General features: G+C 63.5%; 15 protein-coding genes. 6 read left to right on the top strand and 9 right to left on the bottom strand.

Annotated features, from left to right (window positions below; all coding sequences use genetic code 11):
- The coding region (locus AC04SI_RS29275) for a c-type cytochrome (RefSeq protein ID WP_488475371.1) at window positions 1-216 on the top strand (216 nt) is incomplete at its 5' end.
- A gap of 42 nt (window positions 217-258) precedes the next feature.
- Here the strand turns inward: AC04SI_RS29275 and AC04SI_RS29270 are convergent.
- From AC04SI_RS29270 to AC04SI_RS29260, 3 genes are all read right to left on the bottom strand, one after another.
- Window positions 259-1,488, bottom strand: a complete 1,230-nt coding sequence (locus tag AC04SI_RS29270; RefSeq protein ID WP_404281376.1) for an NAD(P)-binding domain-containing protein — start codon at window positions 1,486-1,488, stop codon at window positions 259-261.
- A gap of 59 nt (window positions 1,489-1,547) precedes the next feature.
- Complete coding sequence (locus AC04SI_RS29265; protein WP_488475370.1) at window positions 1,548-2,153, bottom strand: OsmC family protein; 606 nt, start codon at window positions 2,151-2,153, stop codon at window positions 1,548-1,550.
- 151 nt (window positions 2,154-2,304) lie between these two features.
- Window positions 2,305-3,195 carry a transglutaminase family protein gene (locus AC04SI_RS29260; RefSeq protein WP_404281377.1) on the bottom strand — a complete coding sequence of 297 codons (891 nt, stop codon included), beginning with the start codon at window positions 3,193-3,195 and terminating at the stop codon, window positions 2,305-2,307.
- A 534-nt stretch (window positions 3,196-3,729) separates the two neighbouring features.
- On the opposite strand from AC04SI_RS29260, the gene AC04SI_RS29255 reads away from it, so the two are divergent.
- The 3 genes from AC04SI_RS29255 (at window position 3,730) to AC04SI_RS29245 (ending at window position 6,885) form a co-directional block, all read left to right on the top strand.
- Window positions 3,730-4,716 (top strand): ABC transporter substrate-binding protein, encoded by a 987-nt coding sequence (locus AC04SI_RS29255; RefSeq protein WP_488475369.1) that lies wholly within the window; start codon window positions 3,730-3,732, stop codon window positions 4,714-4,716.
- Entirely contained in the window at window positions 4,700-6,511 is a 1,812-nt protein-coding gene (locus AC04SI_RS29250; RefSeq protein ID WP_488475368.1) for a cache domain-containing protein, read from the top strand. Before AC04SI_RS29255 ends, AC04SI_RS29250 begins: the two co-directional genes overlap by 17 nt.
- 83 nt (window positions 6,512-6,594) lie before the next feature.
- The gene (locus tag AC04SI_RS29245; protein ID WP_404282824.1) at window positions 6,595-6,885 is read left to right on the top strand and encodes a hypothetical protein; all 291 of its coding nucleotides are present in this window, start codon (window positions 6,595-6,597) and stop codon (window positions 6,883-6,885) included.
- Window positions 6,886-6,960: 75 nt separating this feature from the next.
- Here AC04SI_RS29245 and AC04SI_RS29240 read toward each other — a convergent pair whose 3' ends face one another.
- Window positions 6,961-7,911: an AraC family transcriptional regulator gene (locus AC04SI_RS29240; protein ID WP_488475367.1), complete on the bottom strand. Its 951-nt coding sequence runs from the start codon at window positions 7,909-7,911 to the stop codon at window positions 6,961-6,963.
- A gap of 97 nt (window positions 7,912-8,008) precedes the next feature.
- Between AC04SI_RS29240 and AC04SI_RS29235 the strand changes: the two genes are divergently transcribed.
- Window positions 8,009-8,752 carry an SDR family oxidoreductase gene (locus AC04SI_RS29235; RefSeq protein ID WP_040582503.1) on the top strand — a complete coding sequence of 248 codons (744 nt, stop codon included), beginning with the start codon at window positions 8,009-8,011 and terminating at the stop codon, window positions 8,750-8,752.
- Between the two features lie 57 nt (window positions 8,753-8,809).
- On the opposite strand, the gene AC04SI_RS29230 is transcribed toward AC04SI_RS29235, so the two are convergent.
- The 5 genes from AC04SI_RS29230 to msuE form a co-directional block, all read right to left on the bottom strand.
- Window positions 8,810-9,571 carry an ABC transporter ATP-binding protein gene (locus tag AC04SI_RS29230; RefSeq protein WP_404282821.1) on the bottom strand — a complete coding sequence of 254 codons (762 nt, stop codon included), beginning with the start codon at window positions 9,569-9,571 and terminating at the stop codon, window positions 8,810-8,812.
- Window positions 9,572-9,588: 17 nt separating this feature from the next.
- Window positions 9,589-10,587 carry an ABC transporter substrate-binding protein gene (locus tag AC04SI_RS29225; protein ID WP_404282819.1) on the bottom strand — a complete coding sequence of 333 codons (999 nt, stop codon included), beginning with the start codon at window positions 10,585-10,587 and terminating at the stop codon, window positions 9,589-9,591.
- 38 nt (window positions 10,588-10,625) lie between these two features.
- Complete coding sequence (locus AC04SI_RS29220; protein WP_404282817.1) at window positions 10,626-11,474, bottom strand: ABC transporter permease; 849 nt, start codon at window positions 11,472-11,474, stop codon at window positions 10,626-10,628.
- A 62-nt stretch (window positions 11,475-11,536) separates the two neighbouring features.
- A complete protein-coding gene (locus AC04SI_RS29215) occupies window positions 11,537-12,910 on the bottom strand; it encodes an LLM class flavin-dependent oxidoreductase (RefSeq protein ID WP_488475366.1) in 1,374 nt (457 codons plus the stop codon).
- 46 nt (window positions 12,911-12,956) lie between these two features.
- Complete coding sequence (gene msuE / locus AC04SI_RS29210; protein ID WP_404282815.1) at window positions 12,957-13,514, bottom strand: FMN reductase; 558 nt, start codon at window positions 13,512-13,514, stop codon at window positions 12,957-12,959.
- A gap of 348 nt (window positions 13,515-13,862) precedes the next feature.
- On the opposite strand from msuE, the gene AC04SI_RS29205 reads away from it, so the two are divergent.
- Window positions 13,863-14,168 (top strand): hypothetical protein, encoded by a 306-nt coding sequence (locus AC04SI_RS29205; protein WP_404282814.1) that lies wholly within the window; start codon window positions 13,863-13,865, stop codon window positions 14,166-14,168.
- Window positions 14,169-14,269 lie beyond the last annotated feature (101 nt).

Raw genomic sequence — 14,269 nt, 5'->3', positions numbered from 1 at the left:
GACAAAGCATCTGTGGCAAATATGCGTTACTCCGACACGTTGCTGGGCTGGGAGGGTGTATGGACGTACGAGGACCTGAACAGATATCTCTTCGGGCCCATGCTCACCACGCCGGGCGTCAAGATGGAGACTCCTGGTGTCCCGGACGATACCGAACGGGTCAACCTGATCGCCTACTTGCGCACACTCAGCGACGAGCCGATCCCGCTGCCCTGAATCGATGGTATCTGTGCAACTACTGCTACGGGCCTGCGTCGGCTAGCACTTTGAATTTTGCCTGAGATACGAGGCCAGATGGTCGCTGAGATCACGCGCGTCGTCGCCGGCGCCGTCGATCAGCGAAGACTTGCGGCGGCGCAGAAACTGCATCCCCATCAGGTACATGCCCGGATGTTCCGCAACACCGCCGTCGTGACGGACGTGGCCCTTGCGGTCGAGGACCGGCAGCTCCAGCCAGGAGTAGTCCGGCCGGTAGCCGGTGGCCCAGATGATCGTCCTGATCGCGCCTCCGGCGAGGTCGAGGCCGAGCGGCGGGTCGTCCTCGACACGGGTCGGCGGCAGGCGATCCGGCGGCCCGACCGTAGCGTCCAGGCCGTTGGCGCGCGCCCATTCGTCGATCAGGTCGAGCAGCCGGGCCATCTTGAGATCGGAAAGCGCGCACATGTTGCGCAACGACCCCGCAAACTGGGCCTTGCCGTCTTCGGTGATGCCGGCGAGACGGCCGACGAGCCTGACGCCGAGGCCGACCAGCGCATTGAGGTCGAGGGTGGTGCGGTCGGGCGTGCCGGCAAGCTGCAGCGAAGGAACCCGTCGCGCCCGCCGGATGTCGTCTACCTCGTCGTAGCGCTCGTCGAGCACGCCGACGGCGTCCATCCACCATTCCAGGTCCTTGCCGCGATAGACGCGCGGCGCCCGGATGTGCTCGCCCACCGACAGGGTCACCTGACGCCCCGAACGCTGCAGCTCCTGTGCGATCTGGGTGCCGCTGGCCGACGCGCCCACCACCATCACGCCACCATCGGCGACCTGACCCGGATTGCGATAGGACTGCGCCGTCAACATGGCGACCGACGACGGCACGCGGACGGCGAAATCGGGCAGGCGCGCGACATTGCACGCGCCCGACGCCAGCACCACGGTCCGGCACCGCCACTCGCCGCGGTCGGTGCGCACGAGATATCCCGCCCCGTCGCTGCGAACCGAGGTAACGGTCGTGTGGGTTCTGACCGGAGCCGAGATCGCTTTGGCATAGTTGCCGAGGAAGTCGATCACCTCAGGCATCGTCCGGTAGCCGTCGGGGTCGTCGCCGTCATAGCGGAAGCCCGGCAGCCGGCTCTGCCAGTTCGGGGTGAGCAAACGCAGCGAATCCCATCGCTCGGTGCGCCAGGTATGGGCGATCTCGCCGCGCTCCAGCAGAACATGGTCGATAGAACGCTCCGCGAGGCAGCGGCTCATCGCGAGCCCCGCGTGCCCTGCGCCGACGATCACTGTGGTGACGGAACTAATCGCGCCCTCTTATCGGGAGAGTCTACGGCTCGAAGCGCCTTTCAATTCACCACGACCGTGACGTTCGTCGGATTGGTAACAATGTCATAGACCGCCGACCGCTTCTGCGACTGGGCGACGAGAGCCTCGATGTCTTCTTGCTTGGCGTCGGCGTCGATGTTGTACTTCACCGTGATGCCGCTGAAGCCGTTGCGGACGTCGCTGTCGATGCCGAGAATGCCGGCAATATCCATGTCGCCTTCGATGGTCGCCTTCACCGACTTCAACTGGATGTTCCGGTTCTGGGCTACCGCGGCGATGCCAGCGGTCAGGCAACTGGCCAGCCCGACCAGCACGTATTCGACGGGCGTGGCGCCCTGATCCAGGGAAGCGAAGACCTCCGGATGGTCGGCATCGAATGCGAAGGTGGTCTTGCGATGCTGGTCCTGGCCGAGACCGTAGAAGCTCTCGACCGTCGAGTGGCTGTGGGTGCCATCCTTCCATTCGCAAGCCGCGCGCCACTTGAACTGCGCAGCCTCCGGGGCGTTTGTAAGCGCTTCTTTTGCTGCGAGCAGCGCCTCTACGTTAACGCCATTGTTTGCCTGTACTTCGGAAGCCATGATTATCCTCCCTACCTTGCACTGGCTCAAAAACCCGACCGATTCCACTGACCTCCTGATCAGATTTCACCATGACCTTCGATGGTATGGGTCGCGAAGCGTTTCTTCAAGTTGATTCCGCAGAGGCATGGGCGTCCCTCGGGTGCCTTTTCGAGCTAAACCGGGCAGCCTGAACAGTTCCGGAATGCATCGGACGCAGCTAATCTTTGTTCCCGTCGATTTCCTTCGCCACTTTCACCTCAACGGTCATCCCGACAAAACTCGAGGCGCTGCCGGAGTAGCTTCCCGAAAGTGGGATGGCCTGCCGGGGATGGCGAGCCACGGCTACCCTGATCAAATCCCGGTTGCCGACAATGCCATTGGTTGGATCGAACTCGATCCAACCTGCCCCAGGCAAGTAAACCTGGCACCAGGCGTGCGTGGAGCCTCCGCCGCGGACGGCATCACTGTCACGGCTCGGCACATAGACGTAACCAGTCACGAAGCGGGCGGCAAAGCCGAGCGAGCGGACCGCTTCCATCATGAAAAGCGCAAAGTCCCGGCATGTGCCCTTGCGCAGATGCAAGGTCATGAGAGGCGGCTGCGTTCCGGTTTCGATGCGACGGGAGTACACGAAGCTCTCGTGGATGGCGTAGCAGAGCGTCATCAGCAGTTTGCCGGTCTCGGTGCGCCCGGCGGCACTGACGAACTGTCGCGCCCATTTGCCGACCTCGTCGCCGTCGTCGAGATGATGGCGCTCCATTGTTTGCGCAAGGTCGGCCGCCTCGTCGGGATCGTAGGAGAACGGATAATTCAGCGCCGCCTCATCGATGCGGAAATCGGGCGCATGCTGCGGCGTGTGATCGAGCCGGATGTCTGTCGCGAAAAGGAGTTCCCTGGCCGAACCCTTGAAATCGATCACCGCAACGCAGTTGCCAAAAACGTCATGGATCCAGCGAACCTCCTTCGGCTCGGGGTCGACGGACAGAGCGTGGTCGAGAAGCCGCTGATCGAAACTGTCGCGCGGCCTGAACATCAGCCGGTGCTCGCCAAAGCTCACCTTCCGGCTATAGCGATAGACGGTCGTGTGCTTGACTGAAAAAATCGGCATCGGCGTCCGTCGGCAGCTTCATTCGCGGCGCGATCATATAGTGTTTTGGGCGTGCGTCCGATGGGGCATGTTTGGGGCGTGTGCGCAGAGCGGTAGGGGTAGGCGAAAGTCTTCTAATGACCCAACGAAGACGTTCACGCCGGAACTAGAGCCTGGCAGCTTTGCGCCCCTTGTCGGTCGTTCACGGTGGCTCCGCCCATCACTGTAAGCGGACATCGTCGGTGGCGACGCCACGAGCGGGCTAGCGCCAACAACAGTCGTTTGATGCGATTATCGGCGAATGACGGTTGTCGACGCCATTTTCTGACCTTCGCGCGGTCGAAACGGGGTCATGTGCGTCTCTTTCGCGCTTTCCGCCCAGCAGCTAGTGGTGTCGCTTTCTGAGTGGATCAAATAGCGCTATATTTGGGCACCAAGTGCTCGATGTAGGTAACGACTTTTTTGGATGAGCAGCCCCGGCGAAGCGTGAAATTCGCATCATTTGGGAATGGTTCCTGACATCGGCTGCCGTCCGAAACCGATCAGGTGGATCCAATGCGTCAAGGGTATTTCGCTCTTGCCTACCTGCTGGCACTGTTCGTTGGACCGTTTGCGGCCAGCCAAGGGCTGGCCGCAACTGTTCCGCATGTAGGCCTTCTCACCTATTGGGACTGCAGCCCGGGTACTGTTCAGGACGAATTCGGACCGTTTCTCAAGGGGCTCGAGGAACTGGGCTATAGGAAGGGCGAGACCTTTGCACTCGAGTGCCAGGCGGCCGGCAAGAATTACGACAGACTTGCCGAAGCGGCGCGCAAGCTGGTGCAGCTTTCTGTGGACGTGATCGTGACGACCTCTCAACCGGCGGGACGTGCAGCCCACCAGGTGACGGATTCGGTCCCGATCGTATCGATCGTCAGCGGGGATCCGATATCCGCTGGCCTCGTCGCCAGCCTCGCCAGGCCAGGCGGCAATTTTACCGGGGTGAGCTACTATGCGACCGAACTTACTGCCAAGCGTCTGGAACTGCTGAAAGAAGCAATTCCGGGTATCGTCACGATCGGGGTTCTGGCCAACCCGGACGTTTCCTATTTGCCATTCGAGGCTGATGCAATGCGCGCGGCCGAAAAGCTCGGCATTGGCGTGAAGCTTCATCACATCAGGCAGCCGGCGGACCTCGATGTCGCAATCCCGGAAATGAAGAAAGAGGGTGTGCAGGCAATCTTCGTCCTGCCCGACGTCATGCTCGCCGGAGAGGCGGCACATATTGCCGTTCTGGCGCTCGAACAGCGGTTGCCGACGATGGCATGGGCTCCGTGGTATCCGCAAAACGGCTGTCTGCTTGCCTATTCCGCGGATTACGCGGAGATGCTGCATCGGCTGGCTTTCTATGTCGACCGGATTCTCAAGGGAACGAATCCCGGCGATCTTCCGCTCGAGCAGCCGACGAAGTTCGAGTTGTCAATCAATTTGAAAACGGCCAATGCCCTCGGCATCGATCTGCCGCAGACCGTACTGATCATGGCTGATGAAGTCATCGAATGAGGATGATGTGCGGGATTCGATCCATCGCGAAGCCGCTCCCGTGCGCCGATCACTGTTTCGGAAATACTTCATCGCGTTGTTCGCCGCCGTCATTGTCCCGATAGCTGCCAGCGGCATCAGCGACGCCTGGTTCGGCTATCGCGACCAGCGTGCCATGCTCAGTGCTCTCTTGCGGGTCGAGACCAGATCGGCAGCCGGCAGGATGCAGAGCTTTCTCGACGGCATCAGGGATCAGCTCCGCTGGATGGTCCAAAGGACCTTGACCGCCGACAACCGGGGACAGCACCGGCTCGAGGCCCTGCTGGCGATGCGCCGCGCCCCTGCAATCGTCAGCGTAAGTCTTATCGACCGTACCGGCGTGGAGCGGCTGCACGTCTCCCGCATTGGCCTGAACAGGGTTGAAGGAGGATTGGATCGCTCAGGTGATCCTGCCGTAGTGGGAGCCCTGTCGACGGGCATATGGTATGGCCCGGTCACCTATCGCGATGGCTCCGAACCGTTCATGACCATGGCACTGTGGGGACTGAGTTCCGTCGTCGTCGTCGTCGAGATCAACCTGAAGCTCATTTGGGTAGTCATTTCGGAAATTCGTGTGGGGCGCAGCGGCCACGCATTTGTTCTCGACCAGACCGGCCGGATCATCGCTCACCCAGACATCAGCAAGGTGTTGCGGGGCACCGGCGAGAACACGGCGGCGGCCCTGCTCAGATTGCGGGACGAGATCGCCACGGCAGGTGGCGAGGCGACGACGGCCCGCAACGCCGAGGATGAACGCGTCGTGACTGCGATGGCACCGATCCCCAGTGTTGGCTGGACTGTGTTCGTCGAGCAGCCGCAGGCAGAGGCGTTTGCACCGCTCTATGCTTCTTTGTGGCGGACTGGCGGCCTGTTGCTTGCGGCAATCGCCTTAGCGGCGGCGCTCGCCTACTGGCTTGCCAGGCGCATGACCGGCCCGATCCGCCTGCTGGAGGAGGGCACCGAAAAAATCGGGGCCGGACAGTTCGATCACCGGATCGACATCGCCACCGGAGATGAACTTGAACGGCTGGCGGTCCGGTTCAATCAGATGGCGCAGGAACTCGCCATATCGCGGGATCGTTCGGAGCGGATTGCGCGGCTGAAACGCTTTCTCGCACCGCAGGTCGCGGAACTTGTGGAAAAGTCGGGTGACGAGAGCGTGCTCGCAGGCCAGCGGGCGGAAGTGGTCGCTGTTTTCTGCGATTTACGCGGCTTTACCGCGTTCTCGGCCCACGCCGAACCCGATGACGTCATGCAGGTGTTGCGCGACTACTACGAGGCTCTCGGCGCGATCATCACACGCTACGAGGCGACGCTGACCAACTTCTCGGCGGACGGGTTGATGGTGCTTGTCAACGCCCCTGTGCCGTGCGCGGAGCCGGCGCTTCGCGCAGTCGAGATGGCAATCGACATGCAGGACGCCGTTCAGCGCCTGATCGCCGCGTGGCGTCTGCGGGGCCATGCAGTCGGTTTCGGCATAGGGCTCGCGATGGGATGGGCAACGGTCGGTCGAATTGGCTATGAAGCCCGCGTTGACTACACCGCGATCGGCAATGTCGTAAACTTGGCGTCTAGACTGTGTTCGTCGGCTGATGATCGGCAAATCCTTATCGATCATGCCGTGGCGCGGGCGGTGGGTGGGAAGATTCCGGTAGCCGCGCTTGGCATGCGTCCCCTCAAGGGCTTCGACGAGCAAGTACCCGTATATGATGTTGCAACGCGAAGCGCGAGGTCAGATGTCGTGTCCGACCAGAGTGAAATCGGCGCGACAAGTTAGGCTCGGCTGAAACCAATCTTGGGCATGCGGCTGGACCGCATGGCAACTCGTCACGTCGAGACCGGACCATCGAGATCGTGCAATTGGACAGCAGCTACGGATCAGATCAGGACAAACCCTTTGCCATGCTGAACGTCCGCTCGCTCACATCTCGCACCAGAAGCCGCCAGTCCGCTTTCGGCCCATTGCAGTCACTCAAGGATCGCGTTCAGAACAGCTGCTTCTGGCGCAAAGCGGCCGTCGAACTACGCCCCGTTTTGACCTATAGCGGTCGAATGGCCTCACCGAAGCGCATCAAAGAAATTTCCGCTCAGGCGTGCTCCGCCTTCAAACGCGCTCCGGACGGCATCCGCGCCAAGGATCCGCCAGTGTGACATGGGGGCCACGATATTTTTGCGCTTCATGGCGAGACCGTCGAGCACCATCGCCTGTAAAGCGACTGCGATTGACTACGAGGCGGGCGCTGTCCGTTGCGTCACGGGCAGTCGTGTGCCCGCTCCCTCCTGGCGCCCGCGCGTATATCGGCCCGGCGACTGGCCCACATGGCGATTGAACGCGGTGCTGAATGTGCTGGCCGAGCCATAGCCCACTCGCCTGGCAACTTCATCGAGCGCGACACTGTTGCTACGCAGAAGATCCTTCGCAATGGCCATTCGCCAGCCCAACAGATATTCCATCGGCCGGAGTCCGACGGAGCGGATGAAGCGGTCGAAGAAGGCCGAGCGCGACATGCCCGCCTCGCGCGCCAGGTCAGCCACCGTCCACGGCCGCTCGGGATCGGCATGCATCTGCCGCAACGCCCCGGCACAGCGCGCATCGGCGAGGCCGCGCAGCAACCCCGGCGGCGCGTCCTTTCCCCGGGTTGCCCGCAGCGCTTCGATCAGCAGCACCTCGACCAGACGCGCGAGCACGAGATCGCGGCCCATGCTCTGGGCGCTCGCCTCCTCGCCAACAAGCCGCACCAGGACCGAAAGCCGCGGAATGCCGCGCAGGTGAAGCAGTGCCGGCAAGAGCGATACCAGCAGTCCCGCATCTGGCGAGTCGAACACGAAGTAACCGCCGAGCAGCCGCACATCGGCGGGACCGTCGGGACGGCCGTGACGGACCTCGTCCGTGGGCGCAGGCGTCACCTTGGGATCGATACGCCTCGGCGTCACATGGTCGAAGCTGGACATGGTGAAGGCCGGCGTCGCGGGCAGCAGGACAAAATCGCCTTCTTCGAGACTGATCGGCGCCTGCCCGCCGACGGCCAGCCGGCATCGGCCTTCGATCACCGCGCAAAAGCCCGGCTGGCCGAATTCGGAGTAGCGCACGCCCCAGCGCCCGGCGCCACTAATCCCCTTCGAGAACACCGTGCGTGGGCGCAGAAGCTGGATCACTTGCGAGAGCGGATCGGTCATTTCCGGACTTTGGCAGATGAAATTGAGACTCTTGGTCGATGATAGTCCTGATATTGGCGGTTATTTGTCCTGCGTCAACACGAAAGAGGATATCGTCATGAAAACCGTACTGATTACCGGCAGCTCATCCGGCTACGGCCTGGAGACCGCACGTCACTTCCACGCGCAGGGGTGGACCGTCGTCGCCACGATGCGAACCCCGCGCGAGGGCATACTGCCCGCTTCCGATCGCATCCGCGTGCTGCCGCTCGACGTCACCGATGCCAGCAGCATCGCGGCCGCGCTCGAGGCGAGCGGGCCTGTCGACGTGCTCGTCAACAATGCCGGCATCGGTGTCGCCGGCGCGTTCGAAGCGACGCCGATGTCGCACATCCGCAAGGTGTTCGAGACCAACACATTCGGCGTGATGGCGATGACACAGGCCATCATCCCGCAATTCCGCATCAGGGGATCAGGCGTGGTGGTCAACGTGACCTCGAGCGCGACGCTGGTCCCGATGCCCTTGGCCGCGGCTTACACGGCCAGCAAGATGGCCATCGAGGGATTCACCGGATCGCTGGCGCACGAGCTTCAGGCATTCGGCGTGCGGGTCAAGCTGGTGGAACCCGGCTATGCGCCGAGCACCCGTTTTGCGCACAATACCGAATTGCGCGTCGAGGATATGATCCCCGAGGCTTATGCATCGTTCGCGCAGCCGATCTTCGCCGGGTTCGCCAACCCTGCCATGGTCACGAAGGAGACCGACGTTGCCGAGGCCGTCTGGCATGCCGCCAACGACACCTCCGCCCGGCTGCGCTACCCGGCAGGAGCCGATGCTGTGGCATTGGCCCGCGCAGGCTGAGAACTGCCGGCGCGATCAACCCAGCCAGCCTCTGCCGGCCGGGTCGATTTCGCCCTATCAATGCAGCCCGAATTCCCGCAACAGCTCCTGGCGATAGCTCACAAACCGGCTCTCGCTGCGGTCGCGGGGGCGTGGCAGGTCGACGTCGATCAGGCGCGCCGCGCCGCCTTTTTCCTTGGGCAGGATCAGCACCCGGTCGGCAAGGTAGATCGCCTCTTCGAGGTCATGGGTGACCATGACCATGGTGACGTTCTCCTCGCTCCAGATGCGCGCCAGTTCCTCCTGCATACCGATCTTGGTCATGGCGTCGAGCGCGCCGAGCGGCTCGTCGAGCAGCAGGATCTCGGGCTGCACGGTGAGCGCCCGCGCAATGCCGACGCGCTGCGCCATGCCGCCGGAAAGTTGGCGCGGCCAGGCATCGGCGAATTCGGCGAGGCCGACCAGCGCGATGTAGAAGCGCGCCCTCTCCTCGGCTTGCTGCCTGGGCACGCCGCGCACCTCGAGGCCGAAGGCGACGTTGCCGAGCACGGTCAGCCAGGGCAGCAGGCGCGGCTCCTGGAATATCACGGCGCGCTCGGCGCCGACGCCATCGACAGGCTTGCCGTCGATGGCGACGCCGCCGCTGTCGGCGGCCTCCAGCCCGGCAAGGATGCGCAGCAGCGTGGTCTTGCCCGAGCCGCTGGCGCCGACGATGACCAGGCATTCGCCCGCGCGGATGTCGAGGTTGAGCGTCCTCAATACCTGAAGCGGACGCCCGCCAAGACTGAAGGATTTCGAGAGGTCGCGGATCGAGACCTCGGCGCCGCTTGGGCTGGCCATCGCCTTCGTCTCCGTGCTCAGTTGGTCTTGGTTTCGCCCGGCCGGTACAGGATATCGGCGGCCTTCAGTTTACCCTTGGCTAGGCGACCGTCGCGCTCGAGCACGGCGACCCAGAAATCGATGTCGCGGTCGGTCGCCTGGGCGCCTTCACGCAGGCCAAAGCCGGTCCAGTAGCGGGCGAGATCGCCATTTTCGCCGCGCTTGTTGAGGATGTTGGCCAGCACCTTGCGGGCTTCGTCGGGGTTCTGCCGCGACCAGTCGGAGGCACGCGCCGATTGTTCGACGAAGTTGCGGGCGGCATCCGGATGCGCGGCGATGAAGTCGCGCCTCAGCACGACGAAGCCGCCGGCGAGTTCCCCCAGCACATCGGTGTCGTCGAACACGCCGCGCACGCCGCCATTGGCAACCAGCGCGCCGGCAAACGTCGCCTGCCAGTAGCCGAGGCCGGCGATATCGACCTGGCGCGAGCGCAAGGTCTGTTCGAGCTGCGGCCCGGGCACGACGACGAGGTTGGCGGCATCCGGCGGCAGGCCGACGCTGTGCAGCGCCTCGCGCACCGTATAGTCGAGATGGGCGCCGAGCGTGTTGACCGAGATGGTCTTGCCGGCAATGTCGGCGATCGATTTGATCGGGCTGTCTTCCAGCACATAGAAGACGCTCTTCACATCCTTGTTGATGCCGTTGCTCGGATAGGCGGCGACGAAGTCGTTGCCGCCCGAGATCGAGTTTATCACGGCAGCGGTGGCGGCCGAACCGATGTCGACGCTGCCGGACGACAGCGCAAACAGCGATTCCGGGCCGCCGGCGGCGTAGCCGGCATTCTCCAGCTCGACGCCAAGCCCCTTGAAGTAGCCGAGTTCGTTGGCCAGCTCATGCGGGGAGATGCTGCCGCGGCTGGCGAGGTAGCGGAACTTGACGGGTGCGGCTTCGGCAAAGGCGAAGCGCGGCAGGCCGGCGGTGAGGATGCCGGCGGCAAGCGGTGCGCCGGCAAGCAGGGTACGGCGGGTGATTTTCATGATCCGGTCTTTCCTTGTTCGAGAAGAAGGTGAAAGCGTCAGTTGATAGGCTGGCTCCAGCGGCAGAGCCGCCGCTGCAGGCTGACCAGCGCCTGGTTGGCGATCAGGCCAAGCCCGGCGAGGATGACGATCGCCGCGAACATCAGCGGGATCTGGAAATTGTACTGCGCGTTCATCACCTGGAAGCCGATGCCCTTGTTGGCGCCGATCATTTCGGAGGCGATCAGCAACAGAAGCGCGGTCGTCGCGCTCAGCCGCAAGCCGACGAAGATCGAGGGAACGGCGCCCGGAAGCACGACACGGCGAAACACGGTGAGCCGCGTGGCGCCGTAGACGCGCGCCATCTCGAGCAGTTTGGGATCGACCTCCTTGACGCCGCTGATGGTGTTGAGCAGCAGCGGAAACAGCGTCGCCCAGAAGATGACGAAGACTTTCGAGGCCTCGCCCAGGCCAAGCAGCAGGATGAACACCGGGTAGAGCGCCAGCGCCGAGGTCTGCCGGAACACCTGCAGGATCGGATCGAGCGCGGTTTCGACCGATCGCACCTGGCCCATGAACAGGCCAAGCGGGATCGCCACCACTACCGCCGCGGCGAAGGCGATGCCGGAGCGCTGCAGGCTGATGGCGATGTCGCCGAGCAAGGTGCCGCCGGCGAGCCCCTTCCACAGGGCTGCGACGATCATGCCGATCGGCGGCAGCACCGCGGCATTGACCCATCCGGCGCTGCTCGACACCTGCCAGAGCGCGAGGAAGGCGATCAGGATGCCGTAGCGCGACAGGAGACGTACGGATGCCCCCTTGGCCAGGCGCAGGACATCCGCGCCGAGCCTGGTTGCGCCGTCATGCGTGCCGAGGATGACCGGCTGTTCGATGTGCTGCAAACTCATCGTCTTTGCCCTTTGCTTCAGGATTGTCGGGAGCTTCGAGTGTTGTCCGGCGCTTCAGCCGATCATTCGGCGGCCAGCACCTTCGAGCGCGCGGCGGTCCAGGGGTTTTCCGGCCGCCTGAGGCCGAGGTTCTCGCGCAGCGTCCTGCCTTCGTAAGCCGTGCGGAACAGGCCGCGGCGCTGCAGTTCGGGGATCACCAGGCCGACGAAATCGTCGAGCGCGCCGGGCAGCCAGGGCGGCAGGATGTTGAAGCCGTCGGCGGCCTCGTTGACGAACCATTCCTCCAGCTGGTCGGCGACCTGGGTGGCGCTGCCGATGATTGTGTAGTGGCCGCGCGCCCTCGCCACCCACTGGTAGAGCTGGCGGATGGTGAAGTTGTTCTCGTCGGCAATCTGGCGGATCAGCGCCTGGCGGCTCTTCATGCCTTCGGTTTCCTTGCTGGGCGGCAGCGGGCCGTCGAGCGGATAACCCCGGATGTCGAGCGTCTGGCCGGCCAGCCCGTTAAGCAGGGCAACGCCATCCTCAGGCAGGATGAGGTCGTTGAGCTGCCGGTATTTTGCCTGCGCTTCCTCTTCGGTGCGGCCGACGAAGGGCGCCACGCCCGGCATGATCAGCACCTGGTCGGGATCGCGACCGACAGCGGCCACGCGCGCCTTGATGTCGCGGTAGAATTCCTGCGCCGTCTCCAGCTTCTGATGGGCGGTGAAGATGACCTCGGCCGAGTGCGCGGCAAGCCCGCGTCCGTCCTCGGACTGCCCGGCCTGCACCACCACCGGATGGCCCTGCACCGGGCGCGGGACATTGAGCGGACCCTTGACGCTGAAATGCGCACCCTTGTGGTCGACGTCGTGCAGTCTGTCCTTGTCGTAGAAGCGGCCCGACTTCTTGTCGCGGATGAAGGCGTCGTCCTCCCAGCTGTCCCACAGCGCCTTGACGGTCTCGACATGCTCATGCGCCCGGGCATAGCGCTCGGCGTGGTTGGGCTGGACATCGCGGTTGAAGTTGCGCGCCGTGTCGTCGCCGGCCGAGGTGACGACGTTCCAGCCGGCGCGGCCGTTGGACAGCAGATCGAGCGAGGCGAACTTGCGCGCCAGCGTGTAGGGCTCCTCATAGGTGGTGGAGGCCGTGGCGATGAAGCCGAGATGCGTGGTCAGCGGTGCCAGCGCGGCAAACAGTGTCACCGGCTCGAAGCCGGCAATCTTGGCATTGCCGCCTTCACGAGCGCCGAGGCCGACCGTCAGATTGTCGGCCAGGAAATAGGCGTCGAACAGGCCGCGTTCGGCGGTCAGCGCCAGCTGCTTGTGGAACTCGAAATTTGTGGCGCCGTCGGCCGGCGCATCGGGATGGCGCCAGGCGGCGATATGCTGTCCGCCGCCGGGCAGGAAGGCGCCCAGTTTGATCTTTCGCGGTTTGCTCTGGCGGGATTTGCTGGTCATTTGCAGGCTTCCTTCTGGCGCTGTGCGGAAAGGGGATTCCACTGTTTCAGGCGGCAAGGCCGACGCTGTAGGGCACGCCGGCCGCCCGGCATGCTTCGGCGACGGCCTGCCGGGCACGCGCCTGGATGGCTTCGGACACGAGCTGGCCGTTGGCGAAATCCTTGTCGGAGGCGTAGATCGCGGTCGGCATGGTCAGCGCCTCGAAGAAGCCGAACAGCGGCCGCAGCTGATGCTCGACGATCAGCGAGTGGCGCTCGCCGCCGCCGGTCGCCGTCAGGATCACCGGCTTGCCGCGCAGCGAGGACGGGTCGAGCAGGTCGAAGAAATGCTTGAAAAGCCCGGTGTAGCTACCCTTGAAGGTCGGCGAACCGACCACGACGATATCGGCGCCGAGCAATTGCTCGACAAGATTGCGCGCCGACGGATCGAGATCGCCGACGCGCCTTGCCTGCGGGAAAGACGGACCGAGATCCTCGATATCGAAAACGCTCGAGGCCCCGCCCGTCCTGCCGGCGATGTCGCCAACGATATGGCTGATGAACGCCTTGGTCTTGGACGGACGGGTCAAATTGCCCGACACCCCCACCACCAGGTTCTTCGACATGCCAGGCTCCTTCTCGTCAACGCTATCTGCATTAAGCCTACCGATTTTGTAGAATTAAATGAGCGAGAAGATTTCAAAACCAGCCCGGCAAGCGGATTGAGTTTGCGGAATGCAGCCCTCGATTGGTTCATTCGACGCGGGATGTGGCGGTGCGCGACGTCAAAGAACGAGCCCAGTCGAGGTCAATGCATTGCCCGGAGACGGCCTTGCGATGATGGAGCAAATGCCGCCGCCCCAGCATTTTGCGACCGGCCGGGGTGGGTTTGCCCGTGTTCACTTCTTGCAAAATTGTGGAACAGGGCCACGCCTCAGGGGTTTGATTGGATCAACCTTGAAAAGGAGGTAGCTATGAAAAATCTCCTGCTCGCCTCCGTCATCGCTATTGCGTCGGCGGCGGCCATGATCGGCCCGGCCAGTGCCGACAGCCTGCGGCTCGGCATCGGCATCGGTCCTGCCTATGACGATGATTATTATGGCGGCCCGTACTACGACGATCCTTACGTCTATCGCCCGCACCATCGGTACAATGTCTACGACGATGGTTACAGGCCGCGCTACTCCATGCGCCACAGCCGCAATTGCTGGACCGAGTACCGCAAGCACTGGCGCCACCACCACCGTGTGATCGAGAAGATCCGCATCTGCGAGCGGTGACGTAAGCAATCGATCCGGCCGGCTTTGTCGGCCGGATCGCTCGTAGCCCAACAGTGATCGATTCCGCTTCTGCGAAGAAGCGCCGCTACTTGCGGGGCTTC

This window comes from Mesorhizobium sp. CNPSo 4689, assembly GCF_057784325.1.
The sequence above is the reverse complement of the archived record's forward strand: the minus strand, read 5'-3'. Positions and strand labels throughout refer to the sequence as shown.

Bases quoted from the DNA above. Each gene is read 5' to 3' on its own strand.
- AC04SI_RS29260 (WP_404281377.1), bottom strand. From the start codon at position 3,195: ATGCCGATTTTTTCAGTCAAGCACACGACCGTCTATCGCTATAGCCGG.
- AC04SI_RS29255 (WP_488475369.1), top strand. From the start codon at position 3,730: ATGCGTCAAGGGTATTTCGCTCTTGCCTACCTGCTGGCACTGTTCGTT.
- AC04SI_RS29250 (WP_488475368.1), top strand. From the start codon at position 4,700: ATGAAGTCATCGAATGAGGATGATGTGCGGGATTCGATCCATCGCGAA.
- AC04SI_RS29240 (WP_488475367.1), bottom strand. From the start codon at position 7,911: ATGACCGATCCGCTCTCGCAAGTGATCCAGCTTCTGCGCCCACGCACG.
- AC04SI_RS29235 (WP_040582503.1), top strand. From the start codon at position 8,009: ATGAAAACCGTACTGATTACCGGCAGCTCATCCGGCTACGGCCTGGAG.
- AC04SI_RS29230 (WP_404282821.1), bottom strand. From the start codon at position 9,571: ATGGCCAGCCCAAGCGGCGCCGAGGTCTCGATCCGCGACCTCTCGAAA.
- AC04SI_RS29225 (WP_404282819.1), bottom strand. From the start codon at position 10,587: ATGAAAATCACCCGCCGTACCCTGCTTGCCGGCGCACCGCTTGCCGCC.
- AC04SI_RS29220 (WP_404282817.1), bottom strand. From the start codon at position 11,474: ATGAGTTTGCAGCACATCGAACAGCCGGTCATCCTCGGCACGCATGAC.
- AC04SI_RS29215 (WP_488475366.1), bottom strand. From the start codon at position 12,910: ATGACCAGCAAATCCCGCCAGAGCAAACCGCGAAAGATCAAACTGGGC.
- msuE (WP_404282815.1), bottom strand. From the start codon at position 13,514: ATGTCGAAGAACCTGGTGGTGGGGGTGTCGGGCAATTTGACCCGTCCG.
- AC04SI_RS29205 (WP_404282814.1), top strand. From the start codon at position 13,863: ATGAAAAATCTCCTGCTCGCCTCCGTCATCGCTATTGCGTCGGCGGCG.